The organism is Phytobacter cepae (assembly GCF_054165735.1).
On the sequence record NZ_CM135107.1, the window covers coordinates 1083566 to 1103658 of the forward strand.

Sequence of the window (20093 nt, forward strand, 5' to 3'; positions counted from 1 at the left end):
ACCGGTGAGGTCTGTAACATGGCGTGGAAGGATGTTGACCTCGATTAGGGAACAATACACCTGCGTGAGACTAAAACGGGTGTTGAGCGTTACGTCCAGTTATCTGATTAGGCAATCGACTTTCTCAAAGTCCTACGGCTTACCTCTGACAAATATCTATTCCCTTCGCAAGCCACAAAGAAGCCAATCCAGCAGAAGTATCTAACTGAAAACTCATGGCGTTTACGTGAAAGCGGCCAAATGCTTGATATACCTCATTGGACGCCACACGATCTGCGTCGTACAGTACGAACGGGGTTATCTCGTTTGCAGTGTCCAAATGAGGTAGCAGAGGCCGTATTGGGGCATACACGTGGCGGCGTTGAAGGGATTTATAATTTGTATAAGTATGATGCTGAGTGCCGGAAGTGGTTGCAGGTGTGGGCAGATTATTTGGATGGCCTGATAAAATAACAAATACAGATGTATTATTAATTTATGATGCTGCAATAGAAGGGATTATTCATGCTTAGCGATTTCAATACCGAACAGCAAACTCTAATTGAGAAATTATCATTAGTTGATGATCTAGAAACTTGGGCAACTTATACCAGACATCTTGAAAAAGAAGTCAAGAAAAGCATCTATGAGTGTGCCAGACGTTTGTGGATAAAACGTAAAATACTTGATGGTAGTTTGCTTTTACATCCTAATGTTCGAATTGATTTAATTGAGCGGGAGTATAGGCCATTATCTATTCACAAGAAAATGATCTGGGCTAGTGTATTAGTCTCTTATAAGGGTGAAGATAGTAAGGAGTATTTTAAAAGAATAAAGGGGAAGATAATTAGAAAGTATGGTCTCAAATGGTGGGAAGATGTTGATAGTAGAATAAAGCCAGCTTATGCAGCGCAGCAACGTATTTTAAAGCGTGTTGGTGCTCTTGGCCCGGGAGTAAAATACTTTGCCTCACAAAGTTCGGTTGTAGGCAGCATGTTAAATGATGAACTTGATGCAGCATTAAGAATGATTCCAGAGGATTAAGAGAAAACGCAATGAAGTTACCTTTTGAATATTAAATAAAATAACGTTATGTCGATTTTTATTAATATGGTTACGATAAATTTAGGGCTGCAAGCAAGGCTTTTTATAAAATACAATATATTTTAGTTAACCCATGGTTTTGGATTCAATAGCAAAAAGAATAAATGATAAAATATCCCTCGCGTTGGCGAAGGATATTTTAATATTAGAGGTTTATTAGAAGGCCAAAATTATGTGGTTTGTCATGAGAACTTGAGCTGTCTATATACTCTTCGACCAGTTTAGAGATTTTGTTGAGGATTTTTTTATCCTCAGTTATAAAACCTACTGGCAATGTGACAGGTAAGCTTTCAGGGAAATTAATATGATAGAAAACAACAATAAATTCATTTTCTAAGTATAAAACTTCGACATTACCATCCATAAATCCTTCAGCAACACCATAGTTTAAATTAGCACTTTCTCTAAAATCATAAACAAGTTTGCTTAATGTCCTTCTATCTGCAGGACTTGATAGAGGAAGGTATAATTTAGGCGTAAATACCCTCTCAGGATTTTTACCTGTTGTCAGCTGGAGATTCTCTAACTCACTTAAACAGTCGATGATTTGTGATGATTTCCCCCAATAAGGATCAGACGGAGCTAACCATACTAGTTGCTTTGCTTTTTTTTCTTCTGATGTAGTTCTATTAGTAATGTATTTTTGGATCTTATTCGATATAAAGTTCCAATTTGAATTGGAATATAATGGACCTGCCAGTATTTTAGGCTTTTGTAAGTTGGCTAGAGATTCAGCGGATGCAATAGCAAAAGATGCGGGGCTGATAGAGAAATCGTTAAAAACTTTCTTAGTCCATGTATCTTCAAAGTTAGCCATAGCTGTAGCTATCATCGATATATTGGATGGTCTTTTGTTATGACCTAGGCTTTTTGTTATCATTTCATGAATATCAGCGGAATCATCTAATAGATCGAAATCTTCTCGTTCAATAGGTCTTCCATCTACATCAACATAGAATTTGCAAGTTAATCTAAGAGCATCTTTTGTTAATTTGTTTACTGCATCCATTGTGTATATGCTTGGGCGATCCGTCCCTTCAGTTCTAACACCTTTGAGATAGCCTTTGTCGAGATATTTATAAAATTCTTTCTGGAATTTTTCTTTAGCTAAATTTTCTGAGCAAGATAATAGTTTGTTGTCAACATGCAATTCAATCCCTTGTTTCCAGCGATCGAATGTACGCTTATTTCCTATGCAATTAAAGCCACATAACTCGAACGACAATGTAGTACCCGTTTCCTGAATTGATGAAGTCTTAGGGGGGGAACCAATACTATCAAAGTATCCTATAGATTGTGGTGTAAGTTCAACACTCCCATGCGTATTGAAACGCAGATCTCCCTTATCCATGAGATCAGAAATAGCTTCATCAACTTCATCCTTATTTAATCCAATATAAGTTGCTATTTGTGAAGGTTTCATAGGTGCAAGCTGTACTAAACGTAAGACAAACTCTCTGATGAAAGATAAGCCTTGCTTAGTTACATATGAAAATTGGATGTTAAATCGATGAACTGGAACAAGAAAATCCATTTCATGATAGCTCAATCTAATTTGCTCACTCATTTTGATACCTCTTCAAGATTTTTCTCGATATCAACTATTCGATAATTTGGTGATTTCTCATAAAAGTTTTGCTTATCTTCAGATGAACGATCTGATATAAAGCTAAGAACTTTCCCTAGTGGAAGATCTTTATTAGTACCTGTCCACATATGTGTTGAACCCACGATTATTAATCGATCCATAGATCGAGATATTGCAACGTTTATTCTATTGGGAGTTTTTAAAAATTTAGGTTTTTTATCAGAACTAGAACGTGTTACAGAAAGAATTATGATTCTATTCTCTTTACCTTGATAACTATCAACAGTATCAATTTTTACCAATGATTTGAAATCATCATTCCAATCAATCTCATTAAATTTTTGCCTTATAATTCTTTTTTGTTCACCATACATACAAATTACACCAATAGCAGCCTCATCTTTTTTTACTATGTCCTTTAAGGAGTTAACGAAATCTGGTTTACAGGATATATTTTTTAGCAAGTTTATGATGATATCGGCTTCAGTACGATTGTAGATACTGATACCTTTATCCTCGCTGTGATAGCATTTCTTACCCAACTTAGAGGTATCAATCCAAGTAACAATACTCTGTAATGCTGCTGGGACATCGTTATAAATATCGGGGATTGAACGAGACCCATTTTCAAGCTCGCCGTTATAGAAAGTTGCAGAAACAATATTACCAATCTGAGGAGCCATACGATATTGAGTGAGCAGAGATGCTCCTGCTTGAATTCCATACGGAGATTCAAAGCCTCTCGCAAAATCACTCTGTAAAATAGCATCTAAGTCAACATCCTTGTCTGCAATACCTAATTTTAAAGCAAGAGCTCTTTTATGAGCATCAGAATACAATGGAGGTAATTGTTTATGGTCACCGACTAAAAGTACACGTTTTCCTGATTGCATAGCTATAGCTAATTCACTTGCAATAGAGCGAGCAGCTTCGTCTATTATTACCCAATCATATTGATTTTCAGCTATGCCTAAATGTTTTTGTCCGATACCTACACATGTCCCGGTTACTAATTTCCTTGAGCGCGCAAAAAATTCTTCATAATTTACACGCTCTGTTTCTAAAACATCTATCATGTCACGAGATACAGCAGCCAAAGCAGTCGCTTTTCTTGCTTCATCAGGGCGAACCGAGTATCGTGAGCATAAATGATTAATGACTTCACGTTTCGCCATTCTTATATCTTTATCTGCTGGGTAATCTAGTAAATACACTTGAGATAAGGATTTTCGTATGCTCGCATCAAGAGATGCAATATTCAATTTCAACTGGTGTTGCTCGTCTTTTTCTAGCTGTTGATTTTGTATAGCATCAAAGCACTTACTCAAATTTTCGATTTGTTTAAATAGAACAAGTTCAGCTTCGACTATAGAGGAAATGAACTCAGGCTGTAATCCTAATGCTTGAGATAAGAATTCTACTCGATATTTAAACTCTGCTCTAAAAAGTTCTCTTTTTTCTGCAATTATAGCATTTGAGTAAACATCTTTAAGTCCTGTTGATACAGCCCCTTCGCGATTGCTAAACCTCACAATATTTAAAGGTGTCCCTAAGCGTATACAGTGCTTTCTGATCCTTTCAGCAGCAGTATTAACTGCTTCATGTGATTGGCTAACCAATAAGATACTTTTGGATTTCTGTTTTTCAATAAGATAATGAACAAAAGCAGCAATGAACTCTGTTTTTCCAGTGCCTGGAGGTCCTTGTAGTAAGGATAATGGGCCATTGTTTAGTAATTTTGAAAAAGCATTACGCTGTTGCTCATTAAGGATTATATTATTTCCATGATCATCTTTTCGATCGTATCGTGAAAAATCCGTATCTGTAACTTCAATTTTATATTGAGTAGCATCAATATTACAGTCAGTATCAAAATACTGAGATAAATTACTTATAACACTTTCACGATCTAATATTCTTTGAAGGGCTGTTTTTCTCTTAATATATGAAGCTTTATCTGCTTTGGTTCTAAAGAAGACTTGATCGCCATCTTCTAAATGCTTGGCTTTAAAGCTAAGTTTATGTAAGCGAATTTCATTGAGTGCACTTTGTTTTAGTATGACTTCACCTAATCTGACTTCTTCATCACCTTTAGTTTGTAAAGCTTCCACGATATCAGTTTTTGCAAACTCTCCCAGGGCATCTACATCTGAAGAGTATGGCAAAATAATTTCGTTGTCATTATCTTCAACAGATACTACGCCCCCCACTATCTCGATGTATGGATATGCTTCAGTCTCAGTTTCTAATATTGCTTTCCAGAGTTTAGCGGTAGAAATAGAGAGAATATTCTCTTTATTATTGCCCTGATCTAATTTTCTAAAAGCTTCTTTTAATTGTTCAGTTAAACCATCAATCTTTGGTTCTTCATCCTGATTGTAAACTGTATCTACCGTTCTTAAAAAGGCTTCATTAGTAGAAAGTTCTTTGGACAATCCGGATAGTTCCATTACTGAGCCAGATTGTATATGAATAGAGAAATCTAAGACTAACTGACATTTTTCAATATCTGATTTACGTAGGTTATCTCTAACATTCGGTCGAAAACAAACGATGAAAGCCTTTTCAGTAGTTCGGTAAATAGTTTTAACTTGCCCGCCAAGTCCAATGAAAGTAATAAGAACATCAGTGCTATTTGTGTTACTTTTCTCAACGTGAACGTATAGTTCTCCATTATCTGGATAAATTGTTAAATCTTCAAGAATTTCTTTTGCAGTAATTTCAATTATTGAGTTTGTAATATCCTTAGTGGGTAATAAAGCTTGTTTAAAACGCAGTAAATCTTTGAACCCAGCGGCACGGTCTTGTAGTCCATTTTTTATACAATCAGCTAGCTCGGTAAAGTGTTCAGAATTACCTCCCCACTCGATACCGAGTAACTCACAGCTTAACCTCATAACTGCAAAGTTATCTCTTTCAAATCCAGTGCAACTGTCAAATTGTTCTGGACAATAGCGAGGGCTTTTAGGTTCATTACCATCTAAACAAAAGTCAGGAATATCAATAATTTTGATTTCAAGTTCACTGCCTTCGCCATTCACTAGGATATTTTTAGGGTGTAAATCACCATGATAAATGCCCAATCCATGAAGGTGTTCAATTGCAGCTATCAACTTATTTATAATACTTATTTTTTCATCCTGCGTCACTTGCACAGTATCAAAAAAATCTCCAGTGCATTTGTCAGTAACAAGAAAGAGGCTAGATGATTTTGTCGCTATGCCATATTCTCTAATGCAGGGTATATAAGGAGGGTTTATGGATGCAATACGTTCAATACGTTTGAGAAAGTGTACTATTTTTGAGCCCAGTAATGGCTCATCATTAGTAGGATTTATATTGAGCCAGGCTTTAACTATGAGATCGCCTGAGATATAGACTTCCTTCTCATCTGTTTCAACTATAAATTCATCATCTCTATACTGCCTCGAGTGATTTATTGTTCTTCTAAATGGTTCTAATTCAGAATCATCGAAGTCAAAGTGGTTATCAAGTTTTGGCTCTATTGATTTTAAAGCATCAAAAAGCTCTCCTGCATCACAATAATATTTTCCATTGATGGCGTTGATTAAAATTTCGCTATACCAAAATGTGGAGGCAGAGAGTTTCTTCTGCATTTCCTCTAAACTAATCTCAGACATTCTCAAATTAGATAGTATATGCCAGCAAATAATACCAATGGATTTAACATCTTCTTGGAATGGAGTTAGTTCATTATCGGGTTTTGTACCAATAACTGACAACTGGCTTCTGTAGTCACCAACTGTACCTATGGGCTGGTGATATGCCGAGATAAAATTAGATAAGGCAATTTCTTTACCTGGTGAAATCCATAAACTATGATCTGCAAGATCCCTATGGGCTATTTTTATTCTATGCAAATCGGCAAATTTCGCTATCAACAGCTTAACTAAATTAATACGATCGGAATCTGAAAAGTTCAGTCCGAATTTCCCAATAAACTCATTAAAACGATTATGGCTCGGGGGAAGTTCAAATATTTCATTGAATTCCGTTGTTATATCTTCTTTCTGTATGCTAGTTAAAGAACGTAAACAGTGTTTGTAGAGATCATGGTTTTGGTGTTTAATATAACCAAGAACTTCACGCTCACGAGAGACAATACTATACCTTCCTTCTGGTGTGCCTCCTTTAACTCCGCGAAAATTACTAAAGTCCCATACTCTCAACAGTGCCTCATCTTGTCTAGATACTTCTGAAATAGCCAAGAACTCTCGATAAAGCTTTGTTGGGTGCTCATCAAATATTAACGTGCTTGATTTATACCCACCAACGCTAATTGGTTTAGGTGCCGTTGCATTAATATTGAATAAGTCGTCAAACACATGAAAATCTTTGTTTAATACTTGTGCGGCTGGATGTGGCCTGAACTTGTTTTGGAATGTTTTTTTGTCGGATAATGAAAGAAAATCATCTAAACTTAGTGTGTGAAGTCGTTCATGATCCGGTAATTGTGAGAAATCCGCGTTACCAGTCATGACGATAAGAAACTCAACTGAAGGAGGAAAGTCTTTATTAGTGAATCGATGCCTTTCACGTTTAATTTTATTATCTAATAAAAACTTTTTGTTGCGGGTAATGCTTACTGGAGAACGCCCCATTAAGCGAGAGTTTTTGTACCAGTTATCCTTGCTGGAAGTAACCTTCCCATTGTTCCAATCTTTCAATTCGATAATTAGCACATTGCAATGAGTAACAATCACTAAGTCGAATTCACCCTCGTATCCACTATTCACATCTACAAATCGAAAGCCAGCATATCCTTTCCAGGGAAACATGCTTGAACCTGATATGTTACGTAACTGTTCTTGCATTGACTTGCCATGGTTAGGCAGTTTTGGCGGTGGTGGGCTAAAGGTCGATTTTATTTTTTCAATAGCATTCAGTTCTTGTGCCTGTAATCCGCCTTCCCAAATTTTTATTTCCAAAATTATTCCTCAGTATATCTACTAACGACTGAGAGAAAATACCACTGTAAATTGTTGCTGTCATCTATCCAGTTGGTTTATGTGATGTACACTAACTTTCTAATTTCTAAAGATAATAGTGGTAATTCTTTTCAGAAGACTGAACCGCCACGGGTTTAACAGACAGTTCGGTGGCGTCAGTCCGGAGGCCTTTGAACAGGTCTCGTCGTGAGGGCAAAATTTGTCTACCGGGGTGGGGTCAGTCCATGATATTCGCCTGCAGCGATTTATTGTGCTGAACCTTCCATATTGCGGGTCCCTGATCCTGGTTGATGCACTGATATTGAAATCAGCATTAAAGAACACTTTACGCACTGGGATTACGTTTTTTTGATGCCTTTCAAGAGTGGGCAATCGGACTGGCATCTGGCTCCTGAAGAGCATATCCAGGCACTGAAGAAGCTTGAGGCTGTTTTAGCCGAGTGGATGAGGTAGTTTAGAATTTTATCTATACCTTCACCTTTGGTGACACTATGTGGTTTTTAATAAACTTAAAGCTGTCGTCATCCCGTCATTCCTGCCCAAAAACGTGACATCAGAAACACGCCAGGCCTGATGCCACTTGGTGATTTAAACGTGACGTTAGCCCGCGTTGGCGTACTCCATCACCACCTGAAGCAGTACGTTCGCCCCGGCGGCGACATGTTCGGGTGAGGCATACTCAATTTCGTTGTGGCTGATGCCGTCTTTACAAGGGATAAAGATCATCCCGGTGGGTGCCAGGTAACTCATATAGACCGCATCGTGCCCGGCACCGGAGACAATCGGTCGGGACGGATAACCGAGCTGCTCTGCTGCACGGCCTATCGACTGCTGGCAGCGGGCATCAAAGGGTGCGGCGGGGTAGTGGCTCACCTGTTTGAGCGTGATGCCAAGACCGCTCTCCTGCGACACCGCCATCACGAAGTCCTGCAATTGGGCATCCATCTCGTCGACGGCGGCATCGCTGATGTTGCGCATATCGACAGAGAACGTCACTTCGCCCGGCACCACATTGCGGCTGTTGGGATACACCTGCACCATGCCTACCGTGCCGCGCCCCTCTTCACTGCGCCCGGCAATCGCCACCACTTCCTGCATGATGCGGGTCGCCACCTGCAACGCATCCTGACGCAGATGCATGGGTGTGGGGCCAGCGTGAGACTCCATACCAGTTACAGTGCAGTCATACCAACGGATCCCCAGCACGCCCTGCACCACGCCAATGATTTTCTCCTCTTCTTCGAGGATCGGCCCCTGCTCAATGTGCGCTTCAAAGTAAGCGCCTATCGGGTGATCGCCCGGCGTTTGTTGGCCGACGTAGCCAATCTTCTCCAGTTCCTGCAACACCGTTTTGCCTTCGGCATCGGTGGCGGCGTAGATTTTTTCCAGCGGGAAGACCCCGGCAAAGACGCCTGAGCCCATCATCACGGGCACAAAGCGCGACCCCTCTTCATTGGTCCAGAACACCACTTCCACCGGCGCGTCGGTTTCGATCTGCAAATCGTTCAGCGTGCGCACCACCTCCAGCGCCGCCAGCACGCCAAAGTTGCCGTCAAACTTGCCACCCGTTGGTTGCGTATCGATATGGCTGCCCGCCACCACTGGTGGCAGATGCGGGTTGCGTCCTTCCCGGCGCATAAAGACGTTACCGATTTTATCAATGGTGATGCTCAGTCCGGCCGCTTTGCCCCAGCCAATCACCAGGTCGCGCCCCTGTCTGTCGAGATCGGTCAGCGTCAGGCGACAGCAGCCGCCCTTCGGTGTGGCACCAATTTTTGCCAGCTCCATCAGTGAATCCCACAGCCGTTCGCCGTTGATTCGGTGGGCAGTCAGCTCTGTGGCCGACGGGTTCAGTACATCGCTCGTCATCTTATTCTCCCTGCATAAAGGTGGTGGCCATTGAAACCAGTAATGCATCGCTGCCGCACGGGCCGAGCAGTGAGATCCCCAGTGGCGCCCCCTCAAGCATAGTGGCCGGAATGTTTACCTGCGGACGCCCCGTCAGCACGGCAATAAGCAACAAATCATGGGAGAGTCGGCGCGTAGCCTCGATTTCTTGTGGAGTGGCACTCAACAGCGGGGCAATGTCCGGGACTGTGGGCAGGATCAAAATACGGTTGCCTAACTGCGACTGCCACCAGGCGGTGAAGGTGTCGCGCAGCTGGCAAGCCGCGTCGTATTGTGCGCCGGTCACCGCCTTACCCCAGGCAAAACGCTCGGCCACGTCCAGCCCCAGTTGCATCCCAAGACGCTCAATATTGGCCCCTTGTGACTGCCAGGCTTCATAACCCTGGATTTGGCGAAAGGCGAGGTAGACGGCTTCACGCGCGGGTAAGGAGGCATCAAGGATTTGCACGCTGCCGAAGCGTTGGGCGAGCTGTTCGCGTACCGGCGACAGGGCCTGCTGACTCTGCAACGGTAAATCGGCAAACAACCCCTCATGGCAGGCCAGTTCGACAGTGCGCGGTGCGCTGATGTCTTCACCCAGCAGGCAGTCCGCCGCCGCGCTAAAGGCCTGCGGGGTCCGTGCGAAGAAACCGCAGGTGTCCATGGTGGCACACAAAGGCTGGCAGCCCGCCAGCGATAAGCGGCCATGCGTCGGGCGCAGGCCCAACAAGCCACAATAGCTGGCGGGTGTACGTACAGAACCGCCGGTGTCAGTGCCGAGCGCAATATCGCAAAGACTGTGAGAGACGGCAGACGCAGAGCCAGAAGAGGAACCGCCGGGAATACGCAGCGGTGCAGCGCCGTTACGCGGCGTGCCGTAATGGATATTGTGACCACTCATCGAATAGGCCAGCTCGCTGGTGTGGGTTTTGCCCACAAACCGCGCGCCGTTATCGAGCAGCGTTTGCACCACCGGCGCGGTGGTGGACTTAACGCCTGAGGCCGCCAGCACATGCGGGTTGCCACCGCCGGTCGGGTAGCCCGCCAGATCAAACAGATCTTTTACCGCAAACGTCAGCCCCGAAAGGGGGCCGCTTTCGGCATGCGGGACGGGCACAAAGGGATAAGGCATAAAAGCACGGGCAGGATCCTGCATTTTACCTCCTCAGATTCAGGCATAAGCCTGTTGTGTTGTGGTATCGGCGGCCAGCTCGCGCCAGCGGTGGCAACTGACCACATGGCGGTCGGCGACCTGTTCCGTGGCCGGTTGCATCTGGGTGCAGGAGGCCTGGGCATGCGGACAACGCGCGGCAAAAGCGCAGCCCGGTGGCAGGCAGGCGAGATCCGGCGGCGAGCCGGGAATGCAGTACAGCGCATCGCCTTTTTTCAGCCCCTCTTTCGGGCGACTGCCGAGTAACACGCGGGTATAAGGGTGCCGTGGACGGGAGAGAATGTCCGCCATCGGGGCTTCTTCGACGATTCGTCCGGCGTACATGACGGCCACCCGATCGGCAATTTCTACCGCCGCACCCATGTCATGGGTCACAAAGATTATCGACAAATCACGCAGTTTTTGCTGTTCACGCAGCAGGATCAAAATTTGAATTTGTACCGTGGCATCAAGCGCGGTGGTGGGTTCATCTGCCAGCAACAACCGGGGGTTACAGGAGAGAGCCAACGCTATCATTGCCCGCTGGCGCATGCCCCCCGACATCTCATGTGGGTAAGCGTCCAGCCGCCGTTCGGGGCTGGGAATGCGTACATGGCGCAAAGCCTCAAGCGCACGCGCTTTGGCATCGCTCCGCGATAGTCCTTCATGACGACGCAGCCCCTCAATGATCTGTTGCCCGACGGTGTACACCGGGTCAAAGGCCAGCAACGGTTCCTGAAAAATCATCGCGCAGGTCTTCCCGCGGAAATGCCGCAGTTGCTGCGAATTCATGTTCAGTACCGCGTCATCACCCACCGTAATGGTACCGCTCAGAACGCTGCTTTTTGGCGGATGCAGGCGCATCAGCGCCCGCAGGGTGACGCTTTTGCCGGAACCCGATTCACCAATCAGCGCCATCACTTCCCCTTTGCGTACGTCGAATGAGACACCGTTCACCGCATTGATGGTCTGACCGTCACGGCGAAACTCCACCTGCAAATCGCGGACATGGACATAGGCTTCATGCGACATGGCTGACCTCCTGCAACGAAATGGCCTGGTGGTATACCGAATCCGGCTGCGCCATCAGGCAGGCGCTCTGGTGCCCTTCGCCAACATATTGCAGCGCGGGTTTAACTTCAGAACACACGGCTTTGGCATGCGGGCAGCGGGTATGAAAACGGCAGCCTGCGGGTGGTGAAATGGGGCTTGGCGGATCGCCGGAGAGCGGAGACACCAGGGTGCGGTTTGCCGGGTCCATGGACGGCATGGAACTGAGCAACGCGCGGGTATAGGGGTGCGCAGAGGCGGTAAATAAGGCCTCCGAAGGGCCTATCTCCACCACTTCACCGAGATACATCACCAGAATGCGATCTGACAGCCAGCGCACCACATGCAGATCGTGGCTGATAAACACGTAGGTGAGATTCAGCGTGCGTTTCAGCTCCTGCAACAGTTGCAGCACCTGGGCTTCGACCGATTTATCGAGCGCAGAAACGGCTTCATCAAGGATCACCATTCTTGGCTTCATGGCCAGGGCACGGGCAATGTTAACGCGCTGGCGCTGACCGCCGGATAGCGCATGCGGGTAGCGATGGGCAAAACGGGCCGGATCAAGCCCAACGTGCGCCAGTAAATATCGCGCATATTCATTGGCTTCATTGCGGCTAATGCCGTGCACCTGCTGGCCGAATGCAATGCTCTCTTCCATCGTCAGGCGTGGGTTCAACGACGCGTAGCTATCCTGAAACACCATTTGCACCTGGCGGCGATAGGCTTTCAGCGGCAGGCGCGATGAGCCAACGGCTTCACCGTCGAATACCAGTTCGCCGCTGTCCTGCGCTAACAGCTGCATCAGCACGCGCGCGGTGGTGGATTTACCGCAACCGGATTCGCCCACCACGCCAAGCGTTTCCCCTTTATGCACTTCAAAGCTGACGTTATCTACCGCCTGTACCACTTCGTTACCTTTACGCGCCCCGAGGTGGAAATGCTTCACCAGTTGATTCACCCGCAGCAGAGGCTGCGCCGGGCCGCCGATATCGACATTGATAAAAGGTTGCATGCTGTTACTCCTTTATCGCCATGGCGGCCCGCAGGCGATCCGCCAGAATGTTGAATGAGATGGAGGTGATAAAAATCATCATCCCCGGCAGCGCCGCCACCCACGGCTGGGTGTAGATTGCGGTACGTAAGGTATTGAGCATCAGCCCCCACTCTGGTTCTGGCGGGCGAACCCCCAGGCCAAGAAATGACAGACCCGAGGCGAGGATCATGCAGACCGAAATCAGCCCGGTAGAAAAAACGAAAATCGGCCCCAGTACATTGCCCAGCACCTGGACGCGGATAATGGTGAATGCGCTGGCGCCGGTGGCGCGGGCGGCATCGATATAATCCATATGGCGTACTTGTGCGGTTACGCTTTCGGCAATGCGCGCCACCTGCGGAACAAAGACTAGCGTCAACGAAAGCAGCGCGTTACCAATGCCCGCCCCCATCGCGCCGGAGAGCGCAATCGCCAGCAGCACGGAGGGAAAGGCATAGAAAATATCGACGGTGCGCATAATCAGGGTATTGGTTCTGCCCCCGGCGTAGCCCGCGACAATGCCAATCGCGCCGCCAATAAAAAAGGCAAACACCACCGGCACAATGCCCATAAACAGCGATAACCGGGTACCCAGGATCAAGCGGGAAAGCATATCGCGCCCCAGCTCATCGGAGCCAAGTGGAAAGCCCTCGGTGCCAATGGGTTTCAGGCGCAGGAACATGGAGGTCTGATAAGGGTCTTTGGCAATCAGCCACGGGCCAAACAGCGCCAGCATCAGCAGCAGTAAAATAATGACACCGACCACTACGCCGCCGGGGTCACGCACCAGTCGTGCACCCACGCCGCGCCAGTAGCCCTGTGAAGCCGATGCTACAGGTGCTGCGACGGGGATTTTTGGGGTTACGCTATCCACCATGGTTAGCTCCTCTTAATACGCGGATCGAGAGAGGTTTGCAGCACATCCACCAGCAGATTGAGCAGCACAAAAAACAGCGCCAGTACCCAAATCGTGCCCTGTAACAACGGCAGATCGCGCTGAAAAATAGCGGTATTGAGCAACAATCCGGTCCCTGGCCATGAGAAGACGGTCTCCACCAGAATGGAGCCGCCCATCAGGTAGCCGACCTGCAATCCCATGACGGCCAGCGCGGTAGGAGCGGCGTTTTTCACCACATGGATGAAAATGCGCGACTCGTTCAGCCCACGGGCGCGCAGACCGACAATAAATTCCTGGCTAAGAATGTCGGCAACCTGCGAACGCACGGTACGGGCGATAATGCCGGTGGGGATGACCGACAGCGTAATCGCCGGCAGCAGCATGAATTGCAGGTGAGCCCAGTCCCACTGCCAGCCCGTTTCGCCAATGGGCCCACCGCCGGTGGCAGGCAACAGCGCAAACTTCACGCTGAAGACAATCACCAGCAGCATCCCGAGCCAGTAGTGCGGCACGCTCACGCCAAACACCGATAACAGCGAGGCCAGACGGTCGATTACGCTGTTGCGAAAATAGCCCGCGACAAAACCGAACAGGCTGCCGAGGACAAATCCCATCACCGTCGCCAGCAGCGCCAGGCGTAAGGAGTAGCTCACTGCACTCATCACTTCGCTAATCACCGGCCGCCCTGTGGCAACCGACATGCCTAAATCACCGTGCAGAGCGCGCCACAGCCAGTGCATAAACTGGACGGGCAGGGGTTTATCAAAGCCGTAGGCTTGCATAAGCGTCTGGCGCATGGCTTCAGAGGCATCCGGTGGCATGACGGACACCAGCGGATCGCCCGGTGCAATCTGTACCAACAAGAAACAGATCACCGCGACTCCCAGCATGGTCGGGATCGCCAGCAAAATGCGGTAAAAGAGTGTGCTGATCATGGCCTCTCCTTTTCGATTACTCTTTTTTACTCACCAGACTTAGGTCGATAAACCAGCTCTGCGGCTGCACTACACCCGTTACCGCCGGAGAAATGGCGCGAGGGCCGACATCGTGGGCGACAAACAGGAACGGCGCCTGATCCACCAGCGCGGCATGCAGCTCACCGGCGGCTTTATCCATCTCTGCGGGGGTAAAGGCGTGCTTAACGGCAGAAGCCAGTTTTTCGGTTTCCGGCGTGGTGAAGTAACCCCAGTTGGTGGCGGTCGGCGGGAAGGCTTTTTCGGTGGCAAAGCGGATTATGCCAAAGTAGGGATCGGTCACCGCCGCGCTCACGTTGATGGCATTTACCCCCTGTGCAGAAGGATCTTTTGCCCCCAGGCGCCAGCCGGTAAACAGCGTGTTCCACTCATTCACTTTGATGTCGACGTTAAAGAAGCAGCTCTTTAAGCTCTGCTGGATATATTCATTCATGGGCAGCGGCTGCATTTGACCTGAGCCGGAAGCCGACGTCGCCACGGTCACGTGCAGAGGTTTACTCTCGCTGTAGCCGGCCTCGCTCATCAGTTTTCGCGCGCTGTCGGGATCGTATTTGATCTGGAACGTCGGCTTACCGCGCCACGGATTTCCCTCTTCATAGACGCCGGTGGCTTCAGCCATGTAACCGCCAAGGTAGCTTTTGAGCTCGCTGCGGTTCAGGCACAGGTTGGCGGCTTTACGCACGCGAATATCGCGCCACGGTGAGCCTTCAAGAAACGAGAACTGCCACGGCCAGAGGTGCGGCTGGGTGTTGGCGTAAATTTTAAAGCCCTGGGCTTTGATCTGATCAACGGCATCCGGTGCGGGCGCTTCTATCCAGTCGACCTGTTTTGACAACAGCGCTGCGGTGCGGGCATTGGCTTCCGGCAGCGGGATCAGCACCACTTTATCGACGCGCGGAATGCGCTCTTTATTCCAGTAGTCAGGATTTTTCGCGAGGATGAGCTGCTGACGCGGCGTCAGTTTTTCCAGCTTGAAGGGGCCACTGCCCACCGCCTGCGAGGCAAAGGTGGTCCAGGCCTGCTTGCTGCGCGCCGCCGTGTCGCCCGCCGAAGTGGGTACCGCATCGAAGATTTTCTGCCAGGCCGTAGGCGAGACAATAAACAGGTTGGTGATGTTATACGGCAGCAGCGCATCCGGTTCGGAGGTGGTCAATACCACCGTGTGGTCATCAATTTTTTCTGCGCCGGTCAGCGTCGGCATACGCGATAAGGTGTTACCGATTTGCCCTGGCGCATACTGCGGGGAGGCTTTATCGAGGACTTTGCCGACGTTCCAGACAATGGCGTCGGCATTCACCGGCGTGCCATCATGAAATTTGACGCCAGGGCGCAACGTAAAGATCCAGCGGCTTTGGTTTTGTGGGTCAACGTGCCACTCGGTTGCCAGCCCCGGTACCAGGCCACTGGGTTTCTCTCCCTGCGATAGGTCCCACTCCACCAACGCATCATATAAAGGAATACCGGTAAAGCGGTTGCCTTCATAGCCCTGGTCCGGCTGACCCAGCGTTAACGGGATATCCGCGGCCGTCATCGCAATACGTAACGTTGAGGCCTGTACCTGTAATGTGCCCGCCAATGCCAGTGTGCCAATGGCTACCGCCACACGGTGTTTACGCCAGAAAGGTTGATTAAGCATCGCGTTGTCCCTGTTAAATAAATGAGACTTTTAACAGGCAAGATACATACCAGTTGGTCAAATAAGAATTTATGTCATTCAGGGCGGGGGAGTATCATAAGCGGTTATTACTGATGGCCTGACAGCGTTATTAAAATAACTCTTTTTTATACCTCAACCTTATTACGCACTGGTAACGGGAATTATGTTGCAAAAATGCACCATTAAATCGTCCGGCTTTTGATTTCTGTGCGATATTATTTTGATGTTATGCTTTTTATTAAATCTTTTCATAAAGATAGGGATATTATTAGCCGTTATATTTTTATTCGGGCAGGTTGCTGGCTGTCTATAGCGCACTCTTAATGCGGTGACAGAGCGGGCTTCCTTCGCGTCTCGTTGGCACCCATGCAGGCATTAATTTATCGTCGAATCCCACTTCGTGTACTACGTTCAGTACTGTATCTGAAACCTGGAGAGCGGATGAAACCTGTAATTCTTGCACTCTTAACGAGCCTGATATTGACCGGGTGCGGAGCGAATAATACGCCCCCTCAAACGCCTGTTCCCGGTGAACACACCTCCTCACAACTGCGTACGCTTGAAACCGGTGCGCAAATCATTCAGTCCCGTCCGCCGGTGGAGGCGATAAGCGCCTATCTTGATGGCTTCCATTTTTATAGCGGTGACAAAAATGGTCAGATGGAAGCGCATCACTATGTCACGGTGCTGAATGAAGATGTGATGCAGGCGGTGATTTATGACGGCAACACCAAAGATGCCCGTTTGATGGGCGTCGAATACATCATCAGCGAACGCCTGTTTAAAACGCTGCCGCCAGAAGAGAAAAAACTCTGGCATAGCCATCAGTATGAAGTGAAGTCCGGGAGCCTGGTCGCCCCCGGCTTACCGGCAGTGGCCGATAAAGCGCTGATGAGCAAGATTGTGAACACCTACGGAAAAACCTGGCACACCTGGCATACCGATCGCGATAAAACGTTACCGCTTGGCATTCCGGCACTGATGATGGGGTTCACCGCAGAGGGGCAGCTTGACCCTCAGTTGCTGGCAGACAGAGACAAACGACTGGACGTCAATACCGAGGCTATCAAGCGTGAGCGTGCCGATATTGTGGCGCATCCGGTTGTTGACGGGGCGAATGCATGGCAACGCGGCGACGTCATTCAGCTAAAAAGGGGGCAGGGTGCGGGGGAACATGCGCACGGTGATACCCAACATTTTGGTCAGGCTGAGCAAACCCGGCGGGCCAATTCGGAGGCGAAATGATGAAGGTCCACCACCTTAACTGCGGCTGTATGTGTCCCGTTGGCGGCGCTTTATACGATGGCTTCAGCAAGGGTTTACACGCGCATCTGGTGTGCCATTGTCTGCTCATTGAAACAGACCGTGATGGGCTGGTGCTGGTGGATACGGGCTTCGGGCGGGACGACATACGCCGCCCAGGTCAGCGTCTGTCTGGCTTTTTTCGCGCGCTGAATAACATCCAACGACGGGAAGAGTTGACCGCCCGTTCACGCATAGAAGCACTGGGATTTCATGCCGAAGACGTTCGGCATATTATTTTGACACACCTTGATTTTGACCATGCAGGTGGGCTTACCGATTTCCCCCATGCCCGAATTCATCTACTGCAAACTGAGATAGATACCGCTCAGCAGCGGCATAGCTGGCTGGCGCGTGAACGCTATCGTCCCGGTCAGTGGAGCGGCATCTCTGGCTGGACAGGCTATCAGCCACGGGGTGAAACATGGTATGGCTTTGAGGCGGTGACGGCCTTGCAAGGGCTTTTGCCCGAGATTCTGCTTGTGCCGCTCGCAGGGCACACGCTGGGGCATGCTGGTATCGCAATCAAACAGCCGCAGGGCTGGCTGTTGCACGGCGGAGATGCCTGGTTTTATCGCGGTGAAATGCAGGGGCAGAAACCGCACTGTACGCCGGGACTGCGCTTTTATCAGTGGATGATGGCCATGGATAATGGTGCGAGACGGCATAATCAACAGCGACTGAGGGAGCTTGTCTCTCGTCATGGCGATGAAATCACCCTCTTTTGCAGCCATGATGCGTTGGAGTTACGCGCGCTGGCTACACAAAACGATAACCCATAATCTCTGGCCGAAGGTCGCAGGCCTGGCTGGCTGCGACCTTCAGTACCAAAAACGCGCCCGCCAATAAAGCAACGGCGTCTTTTCTCACATTGGCTGTCTGTTACCGCCCGGAATTTCAGCGACGGTTATTGCCCACCGGCGGTCTTTTTGCAGCTTTCCAGCCAGCCTGCGGTATCTATCTTTCCGTTTTCCAGGTACTTCTGTTGATTCTGCCAATGCGCTGCCAGGAAGGGCTTCAACCCCGTGAGCCGCTTATTGATGGTGAGCATTTGTTCAAATACAGAGACTTCATGCTTGAGACTGTCCGCACCGTACAAGGTCGCAGAGTCGACCAGACTGCTGGCGTAATAGCCCGTAAGCTGTTGAAGCCTGTCTGATTGCTCTCCCAGCTTGCTTTTACGGTTAGCACAGTTGGTGTCGCTGGCATCTTTGTCTTTACAGAGCAGTTCGTAGTTATGATTCAGGAAATCAATGAAGCGGCCATCATCCTGCAGCTTGGTGCACAGGAACGAACCTAAATTAAGGCTGGCGCGAATCGACTGAGCACGCTCTTCTTGCTGCTTCTGGTTGCTGGCGCGAAGTTGGTTTTCGAGATCTTTTAGCTTCTGTTTGAGTGCCGCATCGTCGACCCCGGATGCAAGACTCCCCAGCGCTTTGGCCGTGTCTTTACCTTCGTCTTTCGTTTTCACGCCGCTTTGATTTTCAGCACCCAGGGTTTCCCAACTTTTTTCGAGTTGTTTCACTTTATCGGTAGAGGTGATGGTGGGGGCGACCAGCACCAGACGCAGGCCGGTGGTTTTACTGGTCGAGGGGGTGGCGTTGTCGTAGTAATTAACTTCTTTACGGGTCGCGCTGCGAATATCGCCAGGGTTTGACTGGAAGCTACCGCCACGCACCACGAACCCTCCGGCCTGGCCATGGAGACGGTTCAGCTTGTTGAGATAAAACGGTGTAAACATCATCTCTGAGACATTACCCAGCATGTCATACAAGCCCAACGGGTTGGGGTGCAATCGCCCGATGAGCTGGACTTTACCGTTAGAGGATTGCGCGCCAGAAAACCATTCATAGTTTTTCATATCATCCATCGGATAATGGGCATCGCGGAATTCAGCACTATTCACTTTGAGGCCGCCGCGCGCCGCAAACTCCCATTCAACTTCCGTCGGCAGCCGCAGGAATCCAGGCTTTCCATCCTCCTGAGGCAGCTTATCGAGGGCGTTAGTACGTAGCCACTGATTATATTTATCGGCAGCAGTAATGGCATCAAACCAGCTCATGCTGGTAGCCGGCATACTGAGCATTCGCGATGGAGTCGGGCAGGTTCCTTCCATCAGGGCTTTATATTGCAGAGCCGTAAGCTCGTACTTGGCCATCAGGTAATAACGACCTTTGCTTTTTTTGGTCTCACTAAAGCTACCGGCAATGAAGGTCGGGTAACTGTGTTCGACAACGCCCCAGTCTCCTCCATCCTGCCCTAGCGTGATGGGAAGATCGTCCAGCGGACCTGACACGGGGATCTCAACGCGACGAAACGCCATTGAACCTTCGCACGGCATTGGCAAAACGATGTCTTCATCATCAGGATTGGGGTTCCAGGTATTGGTAGCCCAGGGCTCCGCCAGCGCTGAAGACATAGGGGTAAGCAGGCCGAGCACTAAAGCGTACCGCAGTGAAGAAAGGGTCAAGGTCACAAACACTCTCCGCAAATCACGT

The 20093-nt window shown here is 48.5% G+C and carries 14 protein-coding genes; 4 read left to right on the forward strand and 10 right to left on the reverse strand.

Going from position 1 to position 20093, the window contains the following annotated elements; all coding sequences use genetic code 11:
• Nucleotides 1-186 precede the first annotated feature (186 nt).
• A complete protein-coding gene (locus ACUY4Q_RS05135) occupies nt 187-453 on the forward strand; it encodes a site-specific integrase (protein ID WP_458047264.1) in 267 nt (88 codons plus the stop codon).
• Nucleotides 454-504: 51 nt separating this feature from the next.
• Nucleotides 505-1023 carry a hypothetical protein gene (locus ACUY4Q_RS05140; protein ID WP_458046004.1) on the forward strand — a complete coding sequence of 173 codons (519 nt, stop codon included), beginning with the start codon at nt 505-507 and terminating at the stop codon, nt 1021-1023.
• 205 nt (nt 1024-1228) lie between these two features.
• Here ACUY4Q_RS05140 and ACUY4Q_RS05145 read toward each other — a convergent pair whose 3' ends face one another.
• The 9 genes from ACUY4Q_RS05145 to ACUY4Q_RS05185 all read right to left on the reverse strand — a co-directional run bounded on the left by ACUY4Q_RS05145 (nt 1229) and on the right by ACUY4Q_RS05185 (nt 16272).
• On the reverse strand, nt 1229-2650 hold the full coding sequence (locus tag ACUY4Q_RS05145; RefSeq protein WP_458046005.1) for a hypothetical protein: 1422 nt from the start codon (nt 2648-2650) through the stop codon (nt 1229-1231).
• Nucleotides 2647-7620, reverse strand: coding sequence for an AAA domain-containing protein (locus ACUY4Q_RS05150; protein ID WP_458046006.1), 4974 nt, complete (start codon nt 7618-7620; stop codon nt 2647-2649). Before ACUY4Q_RS05150 ends, ACUY4Q_RS05145 begins: the two co-directional genes overlap by 4 nt.
• Before the next feature lie 621 nt (nt 7621-8241).
• Entirely contained in the window at nt 8242-9510 is a 1269-nt protein-coding gene (locus ACUY4Q_RS05155) for a Zn-dependent hydrolase (RefSeq protein ID WP_458046007.1), read from the reverse strand.
• A gap of 1 nt (nt 9511) precedes the next feature.
• The gene (locus ACUY4Q_RS05160) at nt 9512-10684 is read right to left on the reverse strand and encodes an amidase (protein WP_458046008.1); all 1173 of its coding nucleotides are present in this window, start codon (nt 10682-10684) and stop codon (nt 9512-9514) included.
• 15 nt (nt 10685-10699) lie between these two features.
• Nucleotides 10700-11710 (reverse strand): ABC transporter ATP-binding protein, encoded by a 1011-nt coding sequence (locus ACUY4Q_RS05165; protein WP_458046009.1) that lies wholly within the window; start codon nt 11708-11710, stop codon nt 10700-10702.
• Nucleotides 11700-12743, reverse strand: a complete 1044-nt coding sequence (locus ACUY4Q_RS05170) for an ABC transporter ATP-binding protein (RefSeq protein WP_458046010.1) — start codon at nt 12741-12743, stop codon at nt 11700-11702. The genes ACUY4Q_RS05165 and ACUY4Q_RS05170 overlap by 11 nt, the downstream gene beginning before the upstream one ends.
• A 4-nt stretch (nt 12744-12747) precedes the next feature.
• Nucleotides 12748-13641 carry an ABC transporter permease gene (locus ACUY4Q_RS05175; RefSeq protein ID WP_458046011.1) on the reverse strand — a complete coding sequence of 298 codons (894 nt, stop codon included), beginning with the start codon at nt 13639-13641 and terminating at the stop codon, nt 12748-12750.
• 2 nt (nt 13642-13643) lie between these two features.
• On the reverse strand, nt 13644-14597 hold the full coding sequence (locus ACUY4Q_RS05180; RefSeq protein WP_458046012.1) for an ABC transporter permease: 954 nt from the start codon (nt 14595-14597) through the stop codon (nt 13644-13646).
• 16 nt (nt 14598-14613) lie between these two features.
• Nucleotides 14614-16272, reverse strand: a complete 1659-nt coding sequence (locus ACUY4Q_RS05185) for an ABC transporter substrate-binding protein (protein ID WP_458046013.1) — start codon at nt 16270-16272, stop codon at nt 14614-14616.
• 462 nt (nt 16273-16734) lie between these two features.
• Between ACUY4Q_RS05185 and ACUY4Q_RS05190 the strand changes: the two genes are divergently transcribed.
• Together ACUY4Q_RS05190 and ACUY4Q_RS05195 are read left to right on the forward strand one after the other, a co-directional pair.
• Nucleotides 16735-17538: an OBAP family protein gene (locus ACUY4Q_RS05190; RefSeq protein ID WP_458046014.1), complete on the forward strand. Its 804-nt coding sequence runs from the start codon at nt 16735-16737 to the stop codon at nt 17536-17538.
• Nucleotides 17535-18377, forward strand: coding sequence for an MBL fold metallo-hydrolase (locus tag ACUY4Q_RS05195; RefSeq protein WP_458046015.1), 843 nt, complete (start codon nt 17535-17537; stop codon nt 18375-18377). Before ACUY4Q_RS05190 ends, ACUY4Q_RS05195 begins: the two co-directional genes overlap by 4 nt.
• 125 nt (nt 18378-18502) lie before the next feature.
• Here ACUY4Q_RS05195 and ACUY4Q_RS05200 read toward each other — a convergent pair whose 3' ends face one another.
• Entirely contained in the window at nt 18503-20071 is a 1569-nt protein-coding gene (locus ACUY4Q_RS05200; protein ID WP_458046016.1) for a formylglycine-generating enzyme family protein, read from the reverse strand.
• Between the last annotated feature and the right edge of the window lie 22 nt (nt 20072-20093).